Annotated in this window: 20 protein-coding genes; 14 read left to right on the plus strand and 6 right to left on the minus strand. The window is 73.1% G+C overall.

What is annotated here, in order from left to right; genetic code table 11:
• Window positions 1-47: 47 nt before the first annotated feature.
• Window positions 48-878 carry an alpha/beta fold hydrolase gene (locus tag QWJ41_RS10760; RefSeq protein WP_302708085.1) on the plus strand — a complete coding sequence of 277 codons (831 nt, stop codon included), beginning with the start codon at window positions 48-50 and terminating at the stop codon, window positions 876-878.
• 33 nt (window positions 879-911) lie between these two features.
• Here QWJ41_RS10760 and QWJ41_RS10765 read toward each other — a convergent pair whose 3' ends face one another.
• Window positions 912-1,598 (minus strand): 4a-hydroxytetrahydrobiopterin dehydratase, encoded by a 687-nt coding sequence (locus QWJ41_RS10765; RefSeq protein WP_302708087.1) that lies wholly within the window; start codon window positions 1,596-1,598, stop codon window positions 912-914.
• Window positions 1,599-1,792: 194 nt separating this feature from the next.
• Between QWJ41_RS10765 and QWJ41_RS10770 the strand changes: the two genes are divergently transcribed.
• The 4 genes from QWJ41_RS10770 to QWJ41_RS10785 all read left to right on the plus strand — a co-directional run bounded on the left by QWJ41_RS10770 (window position 1,793) and on the right by QWJ41_RS10785 (window position 5,887).
• The gene (locus QWJ41_RS10770) at window positions 1,793-2,407 is read left to right on the plus strand and encodes an acVLRF1 family peptidyl-tRNA hydrolase (RefSeq protein WP_302708089.1); all 615 of its coding nucleotides are present in this window, start codon (window positions 1,793-1,795) and stop codon (window positions 2,405-2,407) included.
• 66 nt (window positions 2,408-2,473) lie between these two features.
• On the plus strand, window positions 2,474-3,376 hold the full coding sequence (locus QWJ41_RS10775; protein WP_302708091.1) for an ABC transporter ATP-binding protein: 903 nt from the start codon (window positions 2,474-2,476) through the stop codon (window positions 3,374-3,376).
• On the plus strand, window positions 3,373-4,959 hold the full coding sequence (locus QWJ41_RS10780) for an ABC transporter permease (RefSeq protein WP_302708093.1): 1,587 nt from the start codon (window positions 3,373-3,375) through the stop codon (window positions 4,957-4,959). The genes QWJ41_RS10775 and QWJ41_RS10780 overlap by 4 nt, the downstream gene beginning before the upstream one ends.
• A gap of 10 nt (window positions 4,960-4,969) precedes the next feature.
• Window positions 4,970-5,887, plus strand: a complete 918-nt coding sequence (locus QWJ41_RS10785; RefSeq protein ID WP_302708095.1) for a phosphotransferase — start codon at window positions 4,970-4,972, stop codon at window positions 5,885-5,887.
• A 441-nt stretch (window positions 5,888-6,328) separates the two neighbouring features.
• Here the strand turns inward: QWJ41_RS10785 and ypfJ are convergent, their stop codons facing one another.
• Window positions 6,329-7,288: a KPN_02809 family neutral zinc metallopeptidase gene (gene ypfJ, locus QWJ41_RS10790; RefSeq protein WP_302708097.1), complete on the minus strand. Its 960-nt coding sequence runs from the start codon at window positions 7,286-7,288 to the stop codon at window positions 6,329-6,331.
• A gap of 79 nt (window positions 7,289-7,367) precedes the next feature.
• Between ypfJ and abc-f the strand changes: the two genes are divergently transcribed.
• From abc-f to QWJ41_RS10805, 3 genes are read left to right on the plus strand one after another with little or no spacing between them, the layout of a single operon-like run.
• Window positions 7,368-8,966, plus strand: coding sequence for a ribosomal protection-like ABC-F family protein (gene abc-f, locus QWJ41_RS10795; RefSeq protein ID WP_193668887.1), 1,599 nt, complete (start codon window positions 7,368-7,370; stop codon window positions 8,964-8,966).
• A gap of 43 nt (window positions 8,967-9,009) precedes the next feature.
• Entirely contained in the window at window positions 9,010-9,810 is an 801-nt protein-coding gene (locus tag QWJ41_RS10800; protein ID WP_302708101.1) for an enoyl-CoA hydratase/isomerase family protein, read from the plus strand.
• 29 nt (window positions 9,811-9,839) lie between these two features.
• Window positions 9,840-11,711, plus strand: a complete 1,872-nt coding sequence (locus tag QWJ41_RS10805; RefSeq protein WP_302708298.1) for an ABC transporter ATP-binding protein — start codon at window positions 9,840-9,842, stop codon at window positions 11,709-11,711.
• A 62-nt stretch (window positions 11,712-11,773) separates the two neighbouring features.
• Here QWJ41_RS10805 and QWJ41_RS10810 read toward each other — a convergent pair whose 3' ends face one another.
• Window positions 11,774-12,565, minus strand: a complete 792-nt coding sequence (locus QWJ41_RS10810; protein ID WP_302708103.1) for an SURF1 family cytochrome oxidase biogenesis protein — start codon at window positions 12,563-12,565, stop codon at window positions 11,774-11,776.
• 70 nt (window positions 12,566-12,635) lie between these two features.
• Here QWJ41_RS10810 and moaA point away from each other — a divergent pair, with 70 nt between their 5' ends.
• The gene (moaA, locus tag QWJ41_RS10815) at window positions 12,636-13,634 is read left to right on the plus strand and encodes a GTP 3',8-cyclase MoaA (RefSeq protein WP_302708105.1); all 999 of its coding nucleotides are present in this window, start codon (window positions 12,636-12,638) and stop codon (window positions 13,632-13,634) included.
• 18 nt (window positions 13,635-13,652) lie between these two features.
• Here the strand turns inward: moaA and QWJ41_RS10820 are convergent, their stop codons facing one another.
• The 3 genes from QWJ41_RS10820 to QWJ41_RS10830 form a co-directional block, all read right to left on the minus strand.
• Window positions 13,653-14,090, minus strand: coding sequence for an AMIN-like domain-containing (lipo)protein (locus tag QWJ41_RS10820; protein ID WP_302708107.1), 438 nt, complete (start codon window positions 14,088-14,090; stop codon window positions 13,653-13,655).
• Window positions 14,091-14,290: 200 nt separating this feature from the next.
• Complete coding sequence (locus QWJ41_RS10825; protein ID WP_302708108.1) at window positions 14,291-14,503, minus strand: acetone carboxylase; 213 nt, start codon at window positions 14,501-14,503, stop codon at window positions 14,291-14,293.
• On the minus strand, window positions 14,500-14,835 hold the full coding sequence (locus QWJ41_RS10830) for a DUF3099 domain-containing protein (RefSeq protein WP_302708109.1): 336 nt from the start codon (window positions 14,833-14,835) through the stop codon (window positions 14,500-14,502). Before QWJ41_RS10830 ends, QWJ41_RS10825 begins: the two co-directional genes overlap by 4 nt.
• Window positions 14,836-14,871: 36 nt before the next feature.
• On the opposite strand from QWJ41_RS10830, the gene QWJ41_RS10835 reads away from it, so the two are divergent.
• The 5 genes from QWJ41_RS10835 to QWJ41_RS10855 all read left to right on the plus strand — a co-directional run bounded on the left by QWJ41_RS10835 (window position 14,872) and on the right by QWJ41_RS10855 (window position 20,225).
• Window positions 14,872-15,084, plus strand: a complete 213-nt coding sequence (locus QWJ41_RS10835; protein WP_193668881.1) for a dodecin — start codon at window positions 14,872-14,874, stop codon at window positions 15,082-15,084.
• Window positions 15,085-15,157: 73 nt separating this feature from the next.
• Window positions 15,158-15,916 (plus strand): 3-oxoacyl-ACP reductase FabG, encoded by a 759-nt coding sequence (gene fabG / locus QWJ41_RS10840; protein WP_439117319.1) that lies wholly within the window; start codon window positions 15,158-15,160, stop codon window positions 15,914-15,916.
• A 28-nt stretch (window positions 15,917-15,944) separates the two neighbouring features.
• Complete coding sequence (fabI, locus tag QWJ41_RS10845; protein WP_302708111.1) at window positions 15,945-16,715, plus strand: enoyl-ACP reductase FabI; 771 nt, start codon at window positions 15,945-15,947, stop codon at window positions 16,713-16,715.
• A 26-nt stretch (window positions 16,716-16,741) separates the two neighbouring features.
• Window positions 16,742-18,502, plus strand: a complete 1,761-nt coding sequence (locus QWJ41_RS10850) for a Mur ligase family protein (protein ID WP_302708113.1) — start codon at window positions 16,742-16,744, stop codon at window positions 18,500-18,502.
• 70 nt (window positions 18,503-18,572) lie between these two features.
• Window positions 18,573-20,225 (plus strand): long-chain fatty acid--CoA ligase, encoded by a 1,653-nt coding sequence (locus QWJ41_RS10855; RefSeq protein ID WP_302708115.1) that lies wholly within the window; start codon window positions 18,573-18,575, stop codon window positions 20,223-20,225.
• Window positions 20,226-20,324: the final 99 nt, after the last annotated feature.

Genomic DNA, 20,324 nt, shown 5'->3' on the forward strand with positions numbered 1-20,324 from the left:
CCCGCGGCCGGGGAGGAGGGTGGAAGGCCCCCCACCGAGGAGCCATCGTGCCCGAGCGACGTACCCACCACGTGACCACGACCGACGGAGTGACGATCGGAGGCTCCGTGCACGGCCAGGGCCCGCCGCTGGTGTTCCTGCAGGGCGTCATCGGCGACGGCGACCTCGACTGGGGCCCGACCGTGGAGCACCTGGCCGACCGGTTCACCTGCCACCTGGTGAGCCTGCGGGGCCGCGGGCCCAGCGACGACCACCCCGACCTCAGCCTGTCCCGGCTCGTCGAGGACGTCGTCGAGTACGTCGACAGCCTCGGTGACAGTGCCGGGCTGACGGGCTGGTCCGGCGGAGGCAGCTGGGCACTCGCCGCGGCGTCGCGGTGCGCCTCGGTGAGCGCGGTCGCCCCGTTCGAGCCCGGCATGCTGCACCTGCTCGGCCCCGACGACCAGGCCCTGCTGGGCAGCGCGGTGACCCGCACCGGCGAGCTGGTGGCCGCGGGCGACGGTGCGGCCGCGGCGCGCGCCTTCGGTGCCTTCCCCTTCACCGAGCAGGAGGCCGTCGAGGTGGCGGCGACCGGGTACTTCGAGTCCGCGGGTCGCTACGCCCCGCACCTGATGTCCGTCCTGCAGCAGGCGATGGCGTCGGCGGACCCCACGTCCGACCCTGCGGTGCTCGGTGCGATCGACGTCCCGGCGGCGGTGCTGGTCGGCTCGCAGACCAAGCCGTTCTTCGCTGCCAGCGCCGACTACGTCAGCGAGCACGTGCCGGACGCGCGCGTGCACCGGATCCCCGGCGCAGCGCACGCGGCGCCGATCACGCACCCCCGGGCGTTGGCCGAGGCGCTCGCCGAGTTCTTCGCCGCCACCCCGCAGCCGGTCTGAGACCCCGGCCGGGGGCAGCACTCGTGAGCGGCGTCAGCGGCCCTCCGGGGTGCAGATGCAGGACCGGTTGCCGTCGCTGTCCTCGACCACCCAGTACGCCGGCGCCGCGCTGTCGCTGACCAGCCGGCCGCCGGCGTCGAGCACGGCCTGCAGGCGCGCCTCGGCCTCGTCGTGGGGGACCCAGACGTCGAGGTGCCAACGCTGCTCGAACGGCTGGGGAGGGAGCGCGTGCTCGTCGTCCCCGGCGTCGTCGGGGTCGTCGGGGTCCTGCCACCAGACCGTGGGCGTCTGGCCGCTCGGGTCGACGGCCTCACCGTCGTCGACCTTCCCGCCGAGCAGCGCGGCGTAGAACGGTGCCAGCTCGGCGCCGGCCGAGGTGTCGAGCCCCAGCTCCACCTGCGTGAGCCCTGCGACGTCGACACCGACGCCGAGGTCGGCCGCGGCCCGGCTGATCTCCCGGGCCAGCTCGACGTCGCGGCGGGTCAACCCCCCGACGTCGTGGCTCACCAGGGTCACGACCACCTCCGGATAGGTCAGCACGATGTCGGGGTGGTGGTCGGCCACCTCGGCCGCGGCGCCGATGCGGTTGACCAGGGCCAGCCCGGTCGCGAAGTCGCCGGTGCGGAACCTCGCCTTGAGCCTGCCCAGGACCTGTCGCCAGTCGGCCAGGCCGGCCTCGTGCACCTCCGCGGCGCTCCACCTCGTCCTGCTGTCGTCCATGCTCGCTCCGTCCTGCGCCTGTGCGGCTGCTGGCTTCGGGTCCTTGTCTGATCCTGCCCCCAACGCGGCCAGGGGTCACGTGTCGTCGACCGGCCACACCCACAGCCGGCTCGCAGGAGAGTGTGGAGCCCCGGACGCACCAGGCTCGTCCGGGGCTCCACACTTCGGGCGAGGCGGGCCGCTACGGTCGAGCCATGCCCGACGTCCTGGTCCCCGCAGCCCGGGTCGAGCGCTGGATCGCCAACTTCGAGACCCGCCACGGCGACACCGCCTTGTCGGTGGTCGACGGCGTCCTGGGCGGGGTCGCGGCCGACGGGTCGCGCTTCACCGCGCGCCTGCCGCTCGCAGCGGCGTACGACGGTCCCGCGGACCCGGCCGGTCTGGCGGGCGCGGCTGCGGGCGCGGCACCCGACGACTGGGGCGTGCTGCTGGTGCGCAAGGGCGGCTTCGCCGTCGCCCGGATGAGCGGGGACGCGATGGGGGAGTCCAAGACCGGGCAGCGCCACGTGCAGGGCCGCACGAAGGCGGGCGGCCAGAGCCAGCAGCGCTTCGCGCGGCGTCGCGACAACCAGGCCCGCCAGGCCTACGAGGCGGCCGCCGACCATGCCGCCCGCATCCTCGACGGGCTCGCCGGCCCCGTGGTCGTGGGCGGCGACCGCACCGCGGTCGACGAGGTCCTCGCCGACCGGCGGCTCGCCGGGTTGAGCACCGTCGAGCCGTGGCTGGCGCTGCCCGACCCGCGTCGTGGCGTGCTCGAGCAGGGCGTCGCCGATGCGCTGTCGCTGCGGGTCGAGGTGCACAACGCCTGAGGCGCCACTGAGGCGCCACTGAGGCGACTCGCAGCGCCCGGGGCCGGACGGGTCTACCGTGGAGGAGTGCCGTCCGACGTCATCGAGGTCCGCGAGCTGGTCAAGACCTTCGGGCGCGTGTGGGCCCTCGACGGGCTCGACCTGCAGGTGCGGGCGGGGGAGGTGCACGGCTTCCTGGGGCCCAACGGCTCGGGCAAGTCCACCACCATCCGGGTGCTGCTCGGGTTGCTGCGCGCCGACTCGGGCACGGTCCGGCTGCTCGGCGGCGACCCGTGGCGCCAGGCCGCCGACCTGCACCGCCGCCTGGCCTACGTGCCGGGTGACGTGAGCCTGTGGCCCACCCTCACCGGCGGCGAGTGCATCGACCTGCTCGGCCGCCTCCGCGGCGGGCTCGACGCGGCGCGGCGCGACGAGCTGGTCGAGCGGTTCGCGCTCGACCCCACCAAGAAGGGCCGCAGCTACAGCAAGGGCAACCGCCAGAAGGTCGCCCTCGTCGCCGCCCTGGCCGCCGACGTCGAGCTGCTGCTGCTCGACGAGCCGACCTCGGGGCTCGACCCGTTGATGGAGGCCGAGTTCCGCGACTGTGTCTACGCCTACCGCGAGGGCGGAGGCAGCGCGCTGCTCTCCAGCCACGTGCTCGGCGAGGTCGAGCAGATGTGCGACCGCGTCAGCATCATCAACGAGGGTCGTCTCGTCGAGAGCGGCAGCCTCGCCGAGATGCGCCACCTCAGCCGCACCGCCGTCACCGCCCAGCTGCGCGGACCGGCCACCGGCCTCGACGACCTCGCCGGCGTCCACGGCCTGCGGTCCGCCGGTGGCGAGGTCAGCTTCGAGGTCAGCTTCGAGGTCGACCCCGAGGCCGTCGAGCCCGCGCTGCGGCTCCTGCTCGAGGCCGGCGTGACCGGCCTGGTCTCCCAGCCGCCCACCCTTGAGCAGTTGTTCATGCGCCACTACGGGGAGCGGCGGTGAGCAACGAGCTCGTCGCCGGCACCCTGACCCTGTGGGCCAGGTCCCTGAGGGGCGACCGCTGGCTGGTGCTCGGCTGGGGGGTGGCGCTCGCGGTCCTCTACTGGGCCCAGGCGTGGTCGGTCGACCGGCTCTACCCCGGGGAGGGCGAGCTGGCCCGGATGGCGGCGGCCATGGAGCGCAACCAGGCGATGATCGCGCTGGCCGGCCCGGCGCGCTCGCTCGACACCATCGGGGGACAGGTCACCTGGCAGGCCAGCGCCTTCGGCGCGGTGCTCCTGGGCCTCGTCGTCATGGTCGTCGTCACCCGGCACACCCGTGCCGAGGAGGAGTCGGGACGCGACGACCTGGTCCGTTCCGGGGTGGTGGGGCGCTTCGCGCCCCCGGCTGCGGCCGTGCTCACCGCCCTCGTCGTCTCTGTCTTCTCCGGTGCGCTGGTCACCTTGTCGCTGGTCGTCTACCCGCTCGACGTGGCCGACTCGGTGGCGCTGGGGGTCGGTCTGGTGCTGTGCGGCCTCTGCTTCACCGGCACGTCGCTCGTCGCCGCCCAGCTGGTCTCCAGCACCCGCGGGGCCCGGGGGATCGCCGGCGCGGTGATCGCGGCGGCGTACGCGCTGCGCGCCGTCGGTGACGTCTCGGTGCCCGCGCTGTCCTGGCTCTCGCCCATCGGCTGGTACCAGGCCATGCAGCCCTTCTCCGGGCTGCGCTGGTGGCCGGCGCTGCTGCTCCTCGCCGCTGTGGTCGTCAACCTCGCGCTGGCGGGCGCCCTGCTCGTGCGCCGTGACATCGGGGCCGGGCTGGTGGCCAGTCGCCCCGGGCCCGCGCGGGCCGGGCCGGCGCTGTCGGGGACGGTCGGGCTCGCCTGGCGGCTCCAGCGCGGCGGCGTCGTCGGCTGGAGCGTCGGGCTGTTCCTGACCGGCCTCGCGTACGGCGCGCTCGGGACCGAGGTCGAGGACCTGGTCGGCGACTCCGACCTCGGGCTCGAGATGATGACCCAGGGCGTGCCCGACCTCGTCGACGGCTTCTTCGCCACGATGCTCCTGATGCTCGCGCTGCTGACCGCCGGGTTCGCGACCTCGTCGACGCTGCGACCACGCAGCGAGGAGGAGTCGGGCCTGGCCGAGCTCGTGCTCTCCGCGCCGCTGGGCCGCGGTCGCTGGTTGCTGTCGTGGACGCTGGTCACCGTGCTCGCCACGCTGCTGGTGCTCGTCGTGGCCGGGCTCGGCATCGGCGCGGGCTACGCGTTCGTCACCGCCGACCCGGTGCAGGCGGTGTCGTTCGTGCTGCCGCAGCTGCAGCACGCCCCCGCGGTGCTGCTGCTCGCGGCGGTCGCGCGCCTGGTGCACGCGCTGGCTCCGCGGCTCGCCGCGCTCGCCTGGGCGCCGCTGGTGGTGGCCGTGGTCGTGATGTTCTTCGGCGACCTGCTCGACCTGCCGCGGTGGGTGCGCTGGCTCTCGCCGTTCGACCACCTGCCCCTGGTGCCAGCCGAGGACCCGTCGCTGGCGGCGTCGGCGGCGGTGCTGGGCGTCGCCCTCGCCGTCGGCGCGGCGGGCCAGTTGGCCTTCCGGCGCCGCGACATCGGCTAGCGTCGGGCTCGTGGCCCCGACGTGGCAGCCCGACCCGGGCTGGCATCCGCTCCCTGGCGGGGCCGGCATGTCCACGATCGGCGTGTGGCGCACCAGCCTGGGGGCGCAACCGGTGGCCGTGAAGCGTCTCGCCGCCCCCGGCGAGCACGACCCCGCCGAGCTCAGCGACCCCCACCACTTCGCCTACTGGCGCCGCGCCGCCGACGTGGTCACCTCCGGCATCCTGGCCCGCACCCGCGGGCTGAGGCCGCCGGTCCGCTCGGTGGCCGACGAGGACGTCGAGGGCATCACCCTGACCGAGGACTGGGTCGAGGACGCCGCCGTCAACGGTCTCTTCGCCGCCCACGCCCTGGGCCGCTTCGCCGGTACGCCGGTGCCCGACGTCGCCTGGCTGGCCCGCGACCAGCTGCGCGACCGGTTGCGGCGTACGGCGCACCGGGGCGGCTGGCCGACCCTGTCGCGCACCACCGTCGCCGACGTCGCCGAGCACCTGTGGACGCGCCGCGACACCTTCCTCGACCGCTGCGACGCACTGCCCCAGGTGCTGCAGCACGGCGACCCGACACCGGGCAACCTGCCCGGTCGCGAGGGCGACGACGTGGTGGCCATCGACTGGTCGTGCCTGGGCACCGCCGCGGTGGGCGCCGACCTCGGCTACTACCTGCTGGCCGCGCGCGAGGACTTCGAGCCGCTCCTCGACGCCTACCTGCTGGGACTGCCCGACGGCGTGGCCACACCCGAGGAGGCCGCGCTGGGGGCCAGGGTCACCGCGGTCTACACCGCGCTGAGCCGCGCCGAGTGGGCGCTGTCGCGGGTGGCCGGGGGAGAGGGCGCGCTCGCGGGCAAGTTCCGCCACCCCGCCGTCGCGCCGCACCTGCGGGCCCTGCAGCGCCAGTTCCCCCTGATCGAGGCGCTCCTCGACGCCTGACCCCCCGTTGATCGAGGAGGTTGCGCAGCAACCGTCTCGAAATCCGGTGAGCCCATGGCGTACGGCGGGCGTGGTCGTCACGGGGTCTCGGCGTCGCTCGTCGCTGGCGCTCCTCGCTGCTCGACCTACGAGGTCACAGGCTGCCGGCGTTGATTGAGGAGGTTGCGCAGCAACCGTCTCGAAATCCGGTGAGTCGATGGCGTACGGGCGAGTGGTCGCGGTGGGCGGACTGCTCACGGGGTCTCGGCGTCGCTCTTCGCTGGCGCTCCTCGCTGCTCGACCAACGGTGTCGTTGGTTGAGGAAGGCGCGCAGCGCCTGTCTCGAAACCCGGTGAGTCGATGGCGTGCGACGGGCGTGGCCGTCACGGGGTCTCGGCGTCGCTCGTCGCTAGCGCTCCTCGCTGCTCGACCAACGACGCCTGCCGGCGTCGCCCTACGACGTCACAGGCTGTCGGCCGCGAAGGTGTCGCAGTCGTCCAGGCCGCCGCCGTCGAAGCCGACCCGGAACCAGCGCTGGCGCTGCTCGGCGGAGCCGTGGGTCCACGACTCCTTGTCGACCTGGCCCTGGGTCTGCTGCTGGATCCGGTCGTCGCCGACGCTGGCCGCGGCCTCGAGCGCCAGCCGGACGTCCTCGTCGGTGAGCTCGCTGAAGAGCGCCGTGCCTGAGGAGTCCTCGGTCGCGGTGGCGCCGCGCGCCCACATCCCCGCGTAGCAGTCGGCCTGCAGCTCCAGGCGCACAGCGTCGGAGGAGGCGCCCTGCTGGGTGCGGACCCGGCCCATCGTGCCCAGCACGTTCTGGACGTGGTGGCCGTACTCGTGGGCCAGCACGTAGGCCTCCACGAACCCGCCGTCGGGGCCGCCGAGCTGGCGCTCCAGCACCTCGTCGAAGAAGCCGCTGTCGAGGTAGATGGTGTCGTCGGCGGGGCAGTAGAACGGTCCGACGGCCGAGCTCGCGGCCCCGCAGCCGGTGCTGACCTGCCCGGAGAAGGTCACCAGGGAGTCGGCGGGCCGGAAGTCGGAGCCGAGGGTGTCGCCCCAGTAGTCGTAGAGGCTGTTCTCGACCGCGACCCGGGCGCAGTCGACCGACTCGTTGGCGTCCTCGCCGGTCTCGCAGGCGGCGTACCGGTCGGAGTCCTCGAACCGGCCCGCGTCGAGGCTGCCACCGGAACCCATGTCGAGGCCCGCGCCTCCGCCCATCAGCTGGGTGACGACGAAGAAGCCGACGGCGATGATGACCGCGACCACCCCGCCACCTCCGGCGACGCCGCCCGGGATCGGCAGGGACGAGCCGCCGCGACCGCCGCCCGAGGGGAGCCGGCTGCGCGACCGGCCGGCGCCGCTGCTGCGACCCACGTCACGGGTGCGCCGGGTGTCGAGGCGGGCCTTGGGGTTGAACCTCACGTCGTGCCTCCTGTGGCGGCCTGCGCCGGGTGCCGGCGAATCGGTGGCTGAGGCTACCGACTCCTACGATTGGACTCCTATGATCACCGCTCATCAGCTCGAAGTCCGTGCCGGCGCGCGTCTCCTGATGGAGGACGTGAGCTTCCGCGTGGCCGCGGGCGACAAGGTCGGCCTGGTCGGTCGCAACGGCGCCGGCAAGACCACCCTCACCAAGATCCTCTCCGGCGAGGCGCTGCCCGCCGGCGGATCGGTGACCCGCAGCGGTGACATCGGCTACCTGCCGCAGGACCCGCGCACCGGCGACCCCGAGGTCCTGGCCCGCGACCGGATCCTCTCCGCGCGCGGTCTCGACGACGTCGTACGCCGCCTGCGCGCCGCCGAGGAGCAGATGGGCTCCGACGACATGGCCGTCGCCGAGAAGGCGATGCGCCGCTACAGCCGCGCCGACGACGAGATGCACGCCGGTGGCGGGTACGCCGCGGAGTCCGAGGCGGCCACCATCGCGGCCAGCCTCGGCATCGCCGACCGGCTCCTCGGCCAGCCGCTCAAGACGCTGTCGGGTGGCCAGCGCCGCCGGGTCGAGCTGGCCCGCATCCTGTTCTCCGGCGCCGAGATCCTGATCCTGGACGAGCCGACCAACCACCTCGACGCCGACTCGATCGTGTGGCTGCGGGAGTTCCTCAAGGCCCACAAGGGCGGCTTCATCGTGATCAGCCACGACAACGAGCTCCTCGAGGCCACCGTCAACAAGGTGATGCACCTCGATGCCAACCGCACCGCCATGGACATCTACAACATGAGCTGGAAGAACTACCTCACCCAGCGCGAGACCGACGAGGTGCGTCGTCGGCGCGAGCGGATGAACGCCGAGAACAAGGCCAAGACGCTCACCGACCAGGCCAACAAGATGCGCGCCAAGGCCTCGAAGGCGCAGGCGGCGCAGTCGATGCTCAAGCGGGCCGAGAAGATGATGTCCAGCCTCGAGGGCGAGCGGGCCGTCGACAAGGTCGCCCGGATCAAGTTCCCGGCCCCCGCCGCCTGCGGCAAGACCCCGATCACCGCCCGCGAGCTGTCGAAGACCTACGGCTCCCTCGAGGTCTTCACCGGCGTCGACCTGGCCATCGACAAGGGCTCGCGCGTCGTCATCCTGGGCCTCAACGGCGCCGGCAAGACCACCATGCTGCGGATCCTGGCCGGGGTCGACCAGCCCGACACCGGCGAGGTGATCCCCGGACACGGGCTCAAGGTCGGCTACTACGCCCAGGAGCACGAGACGCTCGACACCTCGCGCACGGTGCTGGAGAACATGCAGTCGGCGGCGCCGCAGCTGACCGACGTCGAGGCCCGCTCCGTGCTCGGTTCGTTCCTCTTCTCCGGCGACGACGCCCACAAGAGCGCCGCGGTGCTCTCGGGCGGCGAGAAGACCCGCCTGGCGCTGGCCTCCCTGGTGGTCTCCAGCGCCAACGTGCTGCTGCTCGACGAGCCCACCAACAACCTCGACCCCGCCTCCCGCGAGGAGGTGCTGGCCGCGATCCGCACCTACGAGGGCGCGATCATCCTGGTCACCCACGACGAGGGCGCCGTCCTGGCCCTCGAGCCCGACCGGGTGCTGCTGCTGCCCGACGGCGACGAGGACCTCTGGAACGAGGGGTACGCCGACCTGGTCTCGCTGGCCTGAGGGCGCCGGGCCCGGCGTCGGTGCCGGTTCCTAGACTCCGGGCATGACACCCGAAGAGCTCGCTGCCGTCGGTCTGCAGGTCCACGTCGAGGGCGCGGTCGCCACCGTCACCCTCGACCGCCCCGAGGTCCGCAACGCCCAGACCCCGGCGATGTGGCGGGGCCTGGCCACGCTCGGTGAGCGCCTGGTGGCCGACGACGAGGTGCGGGTGGTGGTCGTGCGCGGCGCCGGCACCACCTTCTCGGCCGGCCTCGACCGGGCGATGCTCGACCCGACCGCCTCCTCCGACGACGTGGAGTCCGTGGCCGACCTGCTGAGCCGCAGCGAGGAGGAGATGTCGGCGACGATCGACGACTACCAGCGCGGCTTCACCTGGCTGCGCGACCCGTCGTTCGTCTCCATCGCCGCGGTCCAGGGCTACGCCGTGGGCGCCGGCTTCCAGCTGGCGCTGGCCTGCGACCTGCGGGTGCTGACCGACGACGCCCAGCTGTGCATGAAGGAGGCGGCCCTGGGCCTGGTCGCCGACCTGACGGGAACAAAACCGCTGGTCGAGGCGGTTGGCTACTCGAGGGCACTGGAGATCTGTGCCACGGCACGCATGGTCGGTGCCGAGGAGGCGGTGCGCATCGGCATCGCCCTGACCGCGGTCCCGACCGACCAGCTCGCTGCCACCGTCGCACACCTCGTCGAGTCCCTCACCGCCCCGATGGCCGGGGCGGTGCGTGAGACCAAGGCGCTGCTGCAGACGGCGGCGGCGCTGCCGCTGGACGAGCAGCGCCGCCTCGAGCGCGAGGCCCAGGGCCGCCGCTTCCGCGAGGTCGCGGGCGCCACCCAGCAGCAGTAGCAGGCAGTGAGGAGCACGACGTGTCGGGGATGATGGGGGCCGGGATGGCCTGGCGCCACCTGAGGTCGGACCGCAGCGTGGTGAACAACCGGCTCTCGCGCCAGACCGTGCGACGGGTGGTCGGCTTCGCGCGCCCGCACCGGCGACTGATCTCGGTGTTCCTGGTGCTCACCGTCATCGACGCCTCGCTGGTCGTGGTCACCCCGCTGCTGGTCCAGCAGATCGTCGACAAGGGCATCCTGGCCGGTGACCGCGAGCTGGTGACGCTGCTGGCCCTGGCGATGGCCGGCTTCGCGGTCTTCAACGCGCTGCTCAGCGTGCTGGCGGGCTGGCTCTCCTCACGCATCGGCGAGGGACTGATCTTCGACCTGCGCTCGCAGGTCTTCGCCCACGTGCAGCGCCAGTCGATGGCCTTCTTCACCCGCACCCAGACCGGCGCGCTGGTCAGCAGGCTCAACAACGACGTCATCGGCGCACAGCGGGCCTTCACCTCGACGCTGTCGAGCACGGTGTCCAACTCCATCGCGGTGGTCGTCGTCGGCATCACGATGCTGGCCCTGAGCTGGCAGGTGACCCTGCTCTGCGTGGCGCTCTTCCCGCTGCTCTTCCTGGCCTCCCGCTTCGTCAGCAACCGCCTCGCCGGGCTGACCCGTGAGCAGATGGACGGCAACGCCGACCTCGGCAACAACATGACCGAGCGCTTCAACGTGGGCGGCGCGATGCTGCTCAAGCTCTTCGGTCGCCGCGACGACGAGGACGTGCTCTTCGCGACCAAGGCGGCCAAGGTGCGCGACCTGGGGGTGCGGATCAGCCTGATCACCCGCATCTTCGGCGCGACCATGGTCCTGGTCCCCGCGCTGGCCACCGCGCTGGTCTACGGCGTCGGCGGCCAGCTGGTGATCAGCGACGCGCTGACGATCGGCACCCTGCTCGCCCTGGCCACGCTGCTGCTGCGGCTGCTCGGCCCCCTCCAGGGGCTCTCCAACGTGCGCATCGACGTGATGACCGCGATGGTCAGCTTCGAGCGGGTCTTCGAGGTGCTCGACCTGCCCTCGCTGATCGTCGAGCGCGACGACGCCGTCGAGCTGCCCCGCGCGGCTGCGCGCCTGGAGTTCGACCGGGTCGGCTTCGCCTACCCCAGCGCCGAGGACCTCTCGCTGCCGTCGCTGGAGGGCGTGGCACGCCCCGAGACCGGTGGCGGCGTCCCGGTGCTCCACGACGTCTCCTTCACCGCCGACGTCGGACGGATGGTGGCTCTCGTGGGCCCCTCCGGTGCCGGCAAGACCACCGTGACCCACCTGGTCGCCCGGCTCTACGACGTCACCTCCGGCAGCGTGCGCGTCGGCGGGCACGACGTGCGCGACGTCAGCCTGCAGTCGCTCGAGGACGCGGTGGGCTACGTGACCCAGGACGCGCACCTCTTCCACGACACCATCCGCGCCAACATGCACTACGCCCGGCCTGACGCCGACGACCGCGACATCTGGTCGAGCCTGGAGGCGGCCCAGATCGCCGACACGGTGCGGCGCCTGCCCGACGGCCTCGACACCGTCGTCGGCGACCGCGGCTACCGGCTCTCCGGCGGCGAGCGCCAGCGCCTCGCGATCGCACGGCTGCTGCTGAAGTCGCCGGGCATCGTGGTGCTCGACGAGGCCACCGCCCACCTCGACAGCGAGTCCGAGGCCGCCGTCCAGCGAGCCCTCGACGCCGCCCTCGAGGGCCGCACCTCCCTGGTCATCGCGCACCGGCTCAGCACGGTGCGCAACGCCGACCAGATCCTGGTGCTCGACGAGGGCCGCATCGTGCAGTCCGGCACCCACAGCGAGCTGCTCGCCGAGGGCGGTCTCTACGCCGACCTCTACCGCACCCAGTTCGTCGACGACGTCTCCGCCCGCGGCTGAGCCGGACGTCGTACGGGCGGGACGTCCGTCCCTGCCGGACGTATGACGTCCCGAGCCGGGGCTCAGACCGGCTGGTCGACCGGCGTCTCGTCGTCGATGTCCTCGCGCGACGTCGTACGCCGCCGCCGCGGGCCGCGGCGCTCGTCCCAGGCGAGGTAGAGGAAGCCGCCGACGGCCAGCAGGCCGAAGAACCACCATTGCAGGCCGTAGAAGAAGTGCGGGCCGTTGTCGAGCTCGGGCATCTCGACGGGCTCGAGGGCGGTGGCTGGCTCCGGGTCCTCGGAGCGCAGGTCGACGAAGCCGCCGTAGACCTCGCGGTCGATCGCCTCGCCGATGCGCTCGCTGCTCACCGCGCGGGTGGACAGGTCGCTGACGGTGGTGGAGTCGCCGCTGCCGTCGGCGCGCACCCACCCGGAGATCTCGACCTCGCCGGCCGGCGGCTCGGGCACGTCGTCGGGGCGCGTGGTGCCGGCGGCCCGGGTGGCCAGCCAGCCGCGGTCCACGAGCAGGGTGGTGCCGGTGTCGGTGACCAGCGGCACCACCACGTCGACGCCGGAGGCGCCCTCGCGGGTGCGGTAGCGCACGATCACGGTGTCCTCGGGGGCGTAGGTGCCGGTCGCGGTCACGACCCGCCATTCGTCGTCCTCGTCGACCTCGCCGCCGGGGGAGAGGACCTGCTCCACAGGCACGGGCGCCTGCTCCTCGTTGGCGCGCACCACCGCGTTGTCGGCCTGGCGCTGCTCGAGCCGGTCGAACTGCCACTGGCCCAGCCACCACGAGCCGGCGGCCAGCACGACGACGGCCAGCGCGAAGAGCAGCCAGCGACGCGAGAGCATGAACCTGAACGAGCGCACGACCCGAGGTTATCCGCCAGGACGTGGCGAGCCCCGTCCCGGTGCCCGCCTCGCCCGTATGCTTCCTCACATGACGCCACTTCTTCTCGAGGACCGGTACGGCCGGGTGGCGACGGACCTCCGGGTGTCGTTGACCGACCGCTGCAACCTGCGCTGCAGCTACTGCATGCCGCCCGAGGGCCTCGACTGGCTCCCCGACGACTCGGTGCTCACCGACGACGAGGTGGTGCGCCTGATCCGCATCGGCGTCGAGCGCCTGGGCATCCAGGAGGTCCGCTTCACCGGCGGCGAGCCGCTGGTGCGCCGCGGGCTGGTCGACATCGTGCGCCGCACCCGCGAGCTGGGTGAGCACCTCGACATCTCGGTGACCACCAACGCCCTGGGGCTCTCGCGCAACGCGACCGCCCTCAAGGACGCCGGGCTCGACCGGGTCAACGTCAGCCTCGACACCGCCCGCGCCGACACCTTCCACCGGATCACCCGTCGCGACCGGTTCCACGACGTGGTCGCCGGCCTCGAGGCCGCGCAGGCCGCCGGCCTGGGCCCGGTCAAGGTCAACGCCGTGCTGCTGCGCGGCGAGAACGAGGACCAGGCGCCCGAGCTGCTGGCGTGGTGCCTCGAGCGCGGCTACGAGCTGCGCTTCATCGAGCAGATGCCCCTCGACGCCCAGCACGGCTGGAGCCGCGAGGGGATGGTCACGGCCGAGGAGATCTTCGCGAGCCTCTCGACCGCGTACACGCTCACCCCCGCCGAGGAGCCCCGGGGCAGCGCCCCGGCCGAGCTCTTCACCGTCGACGGCGGCCCCGGCACGGTCGGGGTCATCGCCTCGGTGACCCGCCCGTTCTGCGGCGACTGCGACCGGGTGCGCCTGACGGCCGACGGCCAGGTGCGCAACTGCCTGTTCGCCCGCTCCGAGTCCGACCTGCGTGCGGCGCTGCGCGACGGCGTGGACGACGAGGAGCTCGCCCAGCGCTGGGTGGTGGCGATGCTCGGCAAGGCCGCGGGCCACGGCATCGACGACCCGACGTTCCTGCAGCCCGACCGCCCGATGTCGGCGATCGGCGGCTGAGCCGACCGAGGCGGGGGGTCAGGGGGAGGACCCGACTCCTACGTCGACCACCAACCGGGACGGGTCGCGCAGCGCGCGCACCCGGAACGGCACCCGATCGCCATCGATGCCGGCGAGCACCTGCGTGTAGCCCTCGAAGGTGCCGGCGACGTGCAGGCCGCTGACCCGCCCCGGATCCGCAGCAGTGACGCGACGCCCACCGCGATAGCCGTCGCCCGCGGGGACGGTGCCGGAGACATAGATGTCGAGGAAGATCTCTCCGGGGAGGTCGACGGCCTCGCCGCTGCCGTCGAGCACAGGCCGGTCGGTGTAGGCGACCGACCACCCAGGCGCGCCGCTGCCGTTCAGCCAGAGGACGATCCGCTCGCCACCCCGACGGCGGCTCAGGCTGACGTGGGAGAGCACGAGGTCCCAGGGGCCCGACGGCTCCGCCGAGCTGGCCGCAGTGCTCGTCATCGGGGACGCCCTCTGGGTCGACCGTGGGGGGACGTCACGTTCGCTGACGACTTGCCCAGGCCTTTCGTCGGCCGCGCAGCCCCCAAGGAGCAACAGAGCGCAGACAGCCGCCACCACTCGTCGCACCGACAACGTGCCCACCTCCGCTCACCGGTGGGACGCGCAGGGGCGACGAAAGGTTGTCGCCCGAGCAGAGCGGTTCAGACCGTGTGGTCGGCGCCCGGTTGGTGCTCCACGACCTCGATCAAGAAGCCGCGCGAGCCCAGGAAGGTGCCGAGCGACTCACGGTGCTCGGGGCAGGCCAGCCAGGCCTTGCGCCGCTCGGGCGTGTGGATCTTGGGGTTGCGCCACAGCAGCGCGTGCACGGCGGGGGCGGTGCAGCTCTTGGCCGAGCAGGTGTCGGGCTCGCTCATCGCCCGCCCAGCCCGGCGCGGTGGCTGCCCGCGGCCTCCAGCTCGGGGGCGCCGTAGGCGCCGCTGCGCAGCTGGAAGCCGTCGGAGCGGTTCGCCTGGGCGTTGGCGAGGACCACCGCGACGTAGGGCAGCACCAGCGCGCCGACGATGAGGATCGGCCACAGCCACGAGCTCCCGGCGAGGCCCGCGACGCCGGCACCGACGAAGCATGCCGAGCGCAGCGTCATCGAGAGCAGGTAGCGCTTCTGGCGCTTGCGGAGGTCCTCCTCGTGGCTGACGCCCGCCGTGGTGATCCGGACCGCCTCGTCGTCGCGTGCTCGCTGCCTGGCCATGCTTCGAGCGTACGTCGGCAGGTCTAGGCTCCACGTATGACTAATCGCACCTACCGCATCTCCGAGATCGTCGGCACCTCGCCCGAGGGCATCGACGCCGCCATCCGCAACGGCGTCGAGCGCGCCGCCCGCACCCTGCGCCACCTCGACTGGTTCGAGGTCACCCAGGTGCGCGGCCAGGTCAAGGACGGCTCCGTCGAGCACTTCCAGGTCGGGCTCAAGGTCGGCTTCCGCCTCGAGGACGACTGAGCCACCCACGCGGCGACGTGACGACCCGCGCGGGGTTTCGGGTACGCGCGGGTAATCACTAGCGTCGTCGAGCGTGAGCCAGAGCACGCAGACGTCCCCGTCCCAGCCGTCGTCCCCCTCGTCGGCCGAGCCCCGCTCCGTGCTGGTCACGGGCGGCAACCGCGGCATCGGCCGCGCGATCGCCGAGGCGTTCCTCGCCCAGGGCGACAAGGTCGCGGTGACCACGCGCAGCGGGGGAGCACCCGAGGGGGCGCTCGACGTGCGCTGCGACGTCACCGACGCCGCGGCCGTGGACGCCGCCTTCGCCGAGGTGGAGGCCGCCCACGGGCCGGTGGAGGTGCTGGTCGCCAACGCCGGCATCACCGCCGACACGCTGCTGCTGCGGATGAGCGAGGACGACTGGACCTCGGTCATCGACACCAACCTCACCGGCTCCTTCCGGCTGGCCAAGCGCGCCGCCAAGGGCATGCTGCGCCTGCGCCGCGGCCGGATCATCCTGATCTCCTCGGTGGTGGCCACGCTGGGCTCCCCGGGCCAGGTCAACTACGCCGCCTCGAAGGCCGGGCTGATCGGCGTCGCGCGCTCGCTGGCTCGCGAGCTCGGGTCGCGCTCGATCACCACCAACGTGGTCGCCCCCGGGTTCATCGAGACCGACATGACCGCCTCGCTGCCCGCCGAGCAGCAGGCCGAGTACGCCGCGCGGATCCCGCTCGGGCGCCTCGGTGCGGCCGAGGAGGTCGCCGGCACCGTGACCTGGCTGGCCGGGCCGGCAGCGGCGTACGTCACCGGGGCCGTGATCCCCGTCGACGGCGGCCTCGGCATGGGCCACTGACCCTCACCACCACACCAAGGAGCAGACGATGGGCATTCTCGACGGCAAGCGGATCCTGGTGGCTGGGGTGACGATGGACTCCTCCATCGGCTTCGCGACCGCGAAGGTCGCCCAGGAGCAGGGCGCCACCGTGCTGATCTCCAACTTCGGGCGCGCGCTGGGCATCACCAAGCGGATCGCCAAGCGGCTGCCGGTCGAGCCGCCGGTGATCGAGCTCGACGTGACCGACGAGGAGCACCTGGCCCGGCTGCCCGAGCTGGTCGGGGAGCACGTCGACGGGCTCGACGGGGTGGTGCACTCGATCGCGTTCGGCAACCCCGAGACGCTGCTCGGCGGCAAGTTCCTCGAGGGTCCCTGGCCCGACGTGGCGCAGGCCGTGCAGGTCTCGGCGTACTCGCTGAAGTCGCTGACCACCGCCTGCCGCCCGCTGATGGGCCAGGGCGGCTCGGTGGTCGGGATGACATTCGACGCCACCGTCGCCTGGCCGGCCTACGACTGGATGGGGGTGGCCAAGGCCGCGCTGGAGTCGACCTCGCGCTACCTGGCCCGTGATCTGGGCCCCGAGGGCATCCGGGTCAACCTCGTCTCGGCCGGGCCGCTGAAGACGCTGGCCGCCAAGGCGATCCCGGGCTTCGAGGAGCTCGACTCGATGTGGGCGACCCGGTCGCCGCTGGGCTGGGACAACACCGACCAGGGCCCGACGGCCAAGGCGGTCTGCGCGCTGCTCTCGGACTTCTTCCCCGCGACCACCGGTGAGATCGTCCACGTCGACGGCGGCTTCCACGCGATGGGCGCCTGAGCGCCCGAGCCGGTAGCGTCGCGCCGGTGAGCGCACCCGGAGCAGGTCAGGACGTCGCCCCCACCACCCACGCTCTGGTCGAGCTGCGCGTGCTGGAGGGCCCCAACCTCTACTTCCCCCGGGCGGCGGTGAAGCTGACTCTCGACACCGGGGCGCTGGCCACGGCGCCCATCGAGGTCGTGCGGGTGCTGGCCGAGCGGATCGGGCTGAGCGACGCCCGTCCCGGTGAGCCCGGCTCGGGCTTCCGCCAGCGCTTCGCCCTGCGCGCCGTGGCCCGCCTCGTGCGCGCGGTGGCCCAGGAGTCGGGCACCTCGTCGCTGGCGGTGCGGGTGCGCCCGACCAACGACCCGCACCAGGTCGTGGTCGCCTACCCCTGGGCGCACCGCGAGCGCGCCCGGTCGATGGGCCGTGCGGTGGCCTCGGTGCTCGACGTGCTGGTGCCCGGTGACGACGGCGTCAGCACCGACCGGCTCTCGGCCGCGGTCTCGGTGGCCGCCGAGACGGTGGCCACCAGCGAGCCGGGCGACGGACCGACCACCCTGGAGCCCCGGGTGCCCGTGGTCGCGGTGACCGGCACCAACGGCAAGACCACCACCTCGCGGATGGTCGCCCACATCGGCCGCGAGTGGGGCAAGGTCGTCGGCTGGTCCAACACCGACGGCGTGTACGTCGACGGCGTGCTCGTCGAGCCGGGCGACTACTCGGGGCCCAGCGGCGCCGGGCGCGTGCTGGCCCACGAGAACGTCGAGCTCGCCGTCACCGAGACCGCCCGCGGCGGGATCCTGCTCAAGGGCATCGGGCTGACCCACAACGACGTCTCCGTGGTCACCAACGTCTCGGCCGACCACCTGGGCCTGCACGGCATCGACACCCTCGACCAGCTGGCCGAGGTCAAGGCGGTCGTGCCGCGGATCACCGCCCCCGAGGGCTGGGCGGTGCTCAACGCCGACGACCCGCGGGTGCTGTCGATGCGCTGGGTGGTCAAGTCGCAGGTCTGGGTCTTCTCCCGCGACCCCGACTCCCCGGCCGTGCGCGACGTGCTCGGCGACGGCGGGCGCGCCACCACCGTCATCGACGGCTGGCTCTGTGTGCTGGAGCCCGACGCCGACCCCGACCCGCTGATCGAGCTGGTCGACGTGCCGATGACCCTGGCCGGGCTCAGCCACTACAACGTCGAGAACGCGCTCGCCGCGGCCTCCGCGGCGCTGGCCGTGGGGATCCCGCGCGACGTCGTGGTCGCCGGGCTGCGCTCGTTCCTGCCCGACGCCGAGCACAACCCGGGCCGGATGAACTGCTTCACGGTGCCGGTCTCCGACGGCGAGGTCACCGTCGTGATGGACCTGGCCCACAACGAGGCCGGGCTCGAGGCGATGTTCGAGATCATGCACGGCATCCGCCCCGAGGGCGCCCGGGTGCTGCTGGGCCTCGGGGTCGTCGGCGACCGCTCCGAGGAGCTGATCGAGAAGCTCGGCGAGATCGCCGCGCGCGACGCCGACGTCGTGGCCATCGGGCACAAGGAGAGGTACTTCCGCGGTCGCACGGCCGAGGAGCTCGAGGGCCTGATGCGCGCCGGCGCCGAGCGGGTCGGGGTCACCGCGGTGCCGGCGTACCCCACCGAGGTGGGCGTGCTGTCGGCGCTCGTGGGCCAGGCGCTGCCCGGCGAGGTCGTGGGGCTGATGTGCCACGCCGACCGCGAGGGCGTCTACGAGTGGATCGCCGAGGCCGGCGGGGTGCCCGACAGCGCCGAGGTGCTGGCCGCCAAGGTGCGGACCGCACGCGCGGGGTGAACCACGCGGGTGGCAGGATCGTGACGCACAGCACACCGCCCGCCACCCGCACCTCTCTCGGAGGCCCGCCATGCGCAGCACCATGCAGGACGACCAGCTGACCATCGACGCCATCCGCCGCCACGTCGTCGCGGTGCACCCCGACGGCGAGGTCGTGACCGCCACCGCCGACGGCAGCCGCACCCGCTCCTACGCCGAGCTCGGCGAGCGCACCTCGCGGCTGGCCTCGGCGCTGCGCGGGCTGGGGGTCGACGGCGACCAGCGGGTGGCGACCTTCCAGTGGAACAACGTCGAGCACCTCGAGGCCTACCTCGCGGTGCCCTCGATGGGCGCGGTGCTGCACACCCTGAACATCCGGCTCTTCCCCGAGCAGCTGGTCTACGTCGCCAACCACGCGGAGGACCACGTGGTGATCGTCGACGACTCGCTCGTCGGGCTGCTGGCGCCGCAGCTGGGGGAGATGACCACCGTCGAGCACGTCGTGGTCGCCGGGCCCGACGCGGCGAGCGCCGACCTCGACTCGCTGCGCTCCAGCGGCAAGCAGGTGCACCTCTACGAGGAGCTGCTCGCGGCCGCCGAGCCGACCTTCGACTGGCCCGAGATCGACGAGCGCGACGCGGCAGCCATGTGCTACACCTCGGGCACCACCGGCAACCCCAAGGGGGTCGTCTACAGCCACCGCTCGGCGTACCTGCACTCGATGGCGGTGTGCGGCGGCAACACCGGCGGTCTCTCCTTCGAGGACCGGGTGCTGCCGATCGTGCCGATGTTCCACGCCAACGCCTGGGGGCTGCCCTACTCGGCGATGATGAGCGGCGCGTCGCTGTGCATGCCCGACCGCTGGCTGCAGGCCGAGCCACTGGTGCGCTTCGTGACCGAGAGCCGCCCGACCCTGTCGGGAGGGGTGCCGACGGTGTGGAACGACGTGCTCCAGCACCTCGACGCGAACCCCGGCACCCGCCTCGACTCGCTGCGGCTCGTGCTGTGCGGGGGCTCAGCCGTGCCGGTCTCGCTGCAGCAGGCCCTGCAGGAGCGCCACGGCATCATGGTGCGCCAGGCCTGGGGGATGACCGAGACCTCGCCCGTCGCCTCGCTCGGGCTGCCGCCGCTGGGCTGCTCGGAGGAGGAGCAGTGGCGCTACCGGGGCACCCAGGGCCGGCTGCTCTGCGGGGTCTCGGCGCGCATCGTCGCCGACGACCAGTCGGTGCTGCCGGCCGACGGGGCCAGCGTCGGCGAGCTCGAGGTGCGCGGGCCGTGGGTGACCGCGTCGTACTACCGGCCCGAGGAGAGCGAGCGCGAGGAGGCGGAGGCCAAGTTCCACGACGGCTGGCTGCGCACCGGCGACGTGGGCCACCTCGACGAGCTCGGCTACATCTCGCTGACCGACCGCGCCAAGGACGTCATCAAGTCGGGCGGGGAGTGGATCTCCTCGGTCGACCTCGAGAACGCCCTGATGGCCCACGACGCGGTGCTCGAGGCAGCCGTGGTCGCCATCCCCGACGAGAAGTGGCAGGAGCGGCCGCTGGCCTCCGTGGTCGTGCGCGACGGAGCCAGTGTCACCGCCGACGAGCTGCGCGAGCACCTGGCCCGCGACTTCGCCAAGTGGCAGCTGCCCGACGCGTGGACCTTCATCGACGAGGTGCCCCGCACCTCGGTGGGCAAGTTCGACAAGAAGGTGCTGCGCCGCCGCTTCGCCGACGGCGAGCTCCGCGTCGAGCAGTAGCCCAGTCGAGGGGGGGCCCGGGCCCGGGGGCGAGGCGCGGGAACGGGGGGGGGGGTGGGGAGGAGGGCCGGGCCCCGGGGGGGGGGGGGGGCCGGAGGG

The organism is Nocardioides cremeus (genome assembly GCF_030518195.1).
Classification (GTDB): Bacteria; Actinomycetota; Actinomycetes; order Propionibacteriales; family Nocardioidaceae; genus Nocardioides; species Nocardioides cremeus.

Coding starts and splice junctions, on each gene's coding strand:
- QWJ41_RS10765 (WP_302708087.1), bottom strand. CDS start 1,598: ATGGACGACAGCAGGACGAGGTGGAGCGCCGCGGAGGTGCACGAGGCC.
- QWJ41_RS10770 (WP_302708089.1), top strand. CDS start 1,793: ATGCCCGACGTCCTGGTCCCCGCAGCCCGGGTCGAGCGCTGGATCGCC.
- abc-f (WP_193668887.1), top strand. CDS start 7,368: ATGATCACCGCTCATCAGCTCGAAGTCCGTGCCGGCGCGCGTCTCCTG.
- QWJ41_RS10800 (WP_302708101.1), top strand. CDS start 9,010: ATGACACCCGAAGAGCTCGCTGCCGTCGGTCTGCAGGTCCACGTCGAG.
- QWJ41_RS10805 (WP_302708298.1), top strand. CDS start 9,840: ATGATGGGGGCCGGGATGGCCTGGCGCCACCTGAGGTCGGACCGCAGC.
- moaA (WP_302708105.1), top strand. CDS start 12,636: ATGACGCCACTTCTTCTCGAGGACCGGTACGGCCGGGTGGCGACGGAC.
- QWJ41_RS10820 (WP_302708107.1), bottom strand. CDS start 14,090: ATGACGAGCACTGCGGCCAGCTCGGCGGAGCCGTCGGGCCCCTGGGAC.
- QWJ41_RS10825 (WP_302708108.1), bottom strand. CDS start 14,503: ATGAGCGAGCCCGACACCTGCTCGGCCAAGAGCTGCACCGCCCCCGCC.
- QWJ41_RS10830 (WP_302708109.1), bottom strand. CDS start 14,835: ATGGCCAGGCAGCGAGCACGCGACGACGAGGCGGTCCGGATCACCACG.
- QWJ41_RS10835 (WP_193668881.1), top strand. CDS start 14,872: ATGACTAATCGCACCTACCGCATCTCCGAGATCGTCGGCACCTCGCCC.
- fabI (WP_302708111.1), top strand. CDS start 15,945: ATGGGCATTCTCGACGGCAAGCGGATCCTGGTGGCTGGGGTGACGATG.
- QWJ41_RS10855 (WP_302708115.1), top strand. CDS start 18,573: ATGCGCAGCACCATGCAGGACGACCAGCTGACCATCGACGCCATCCGC.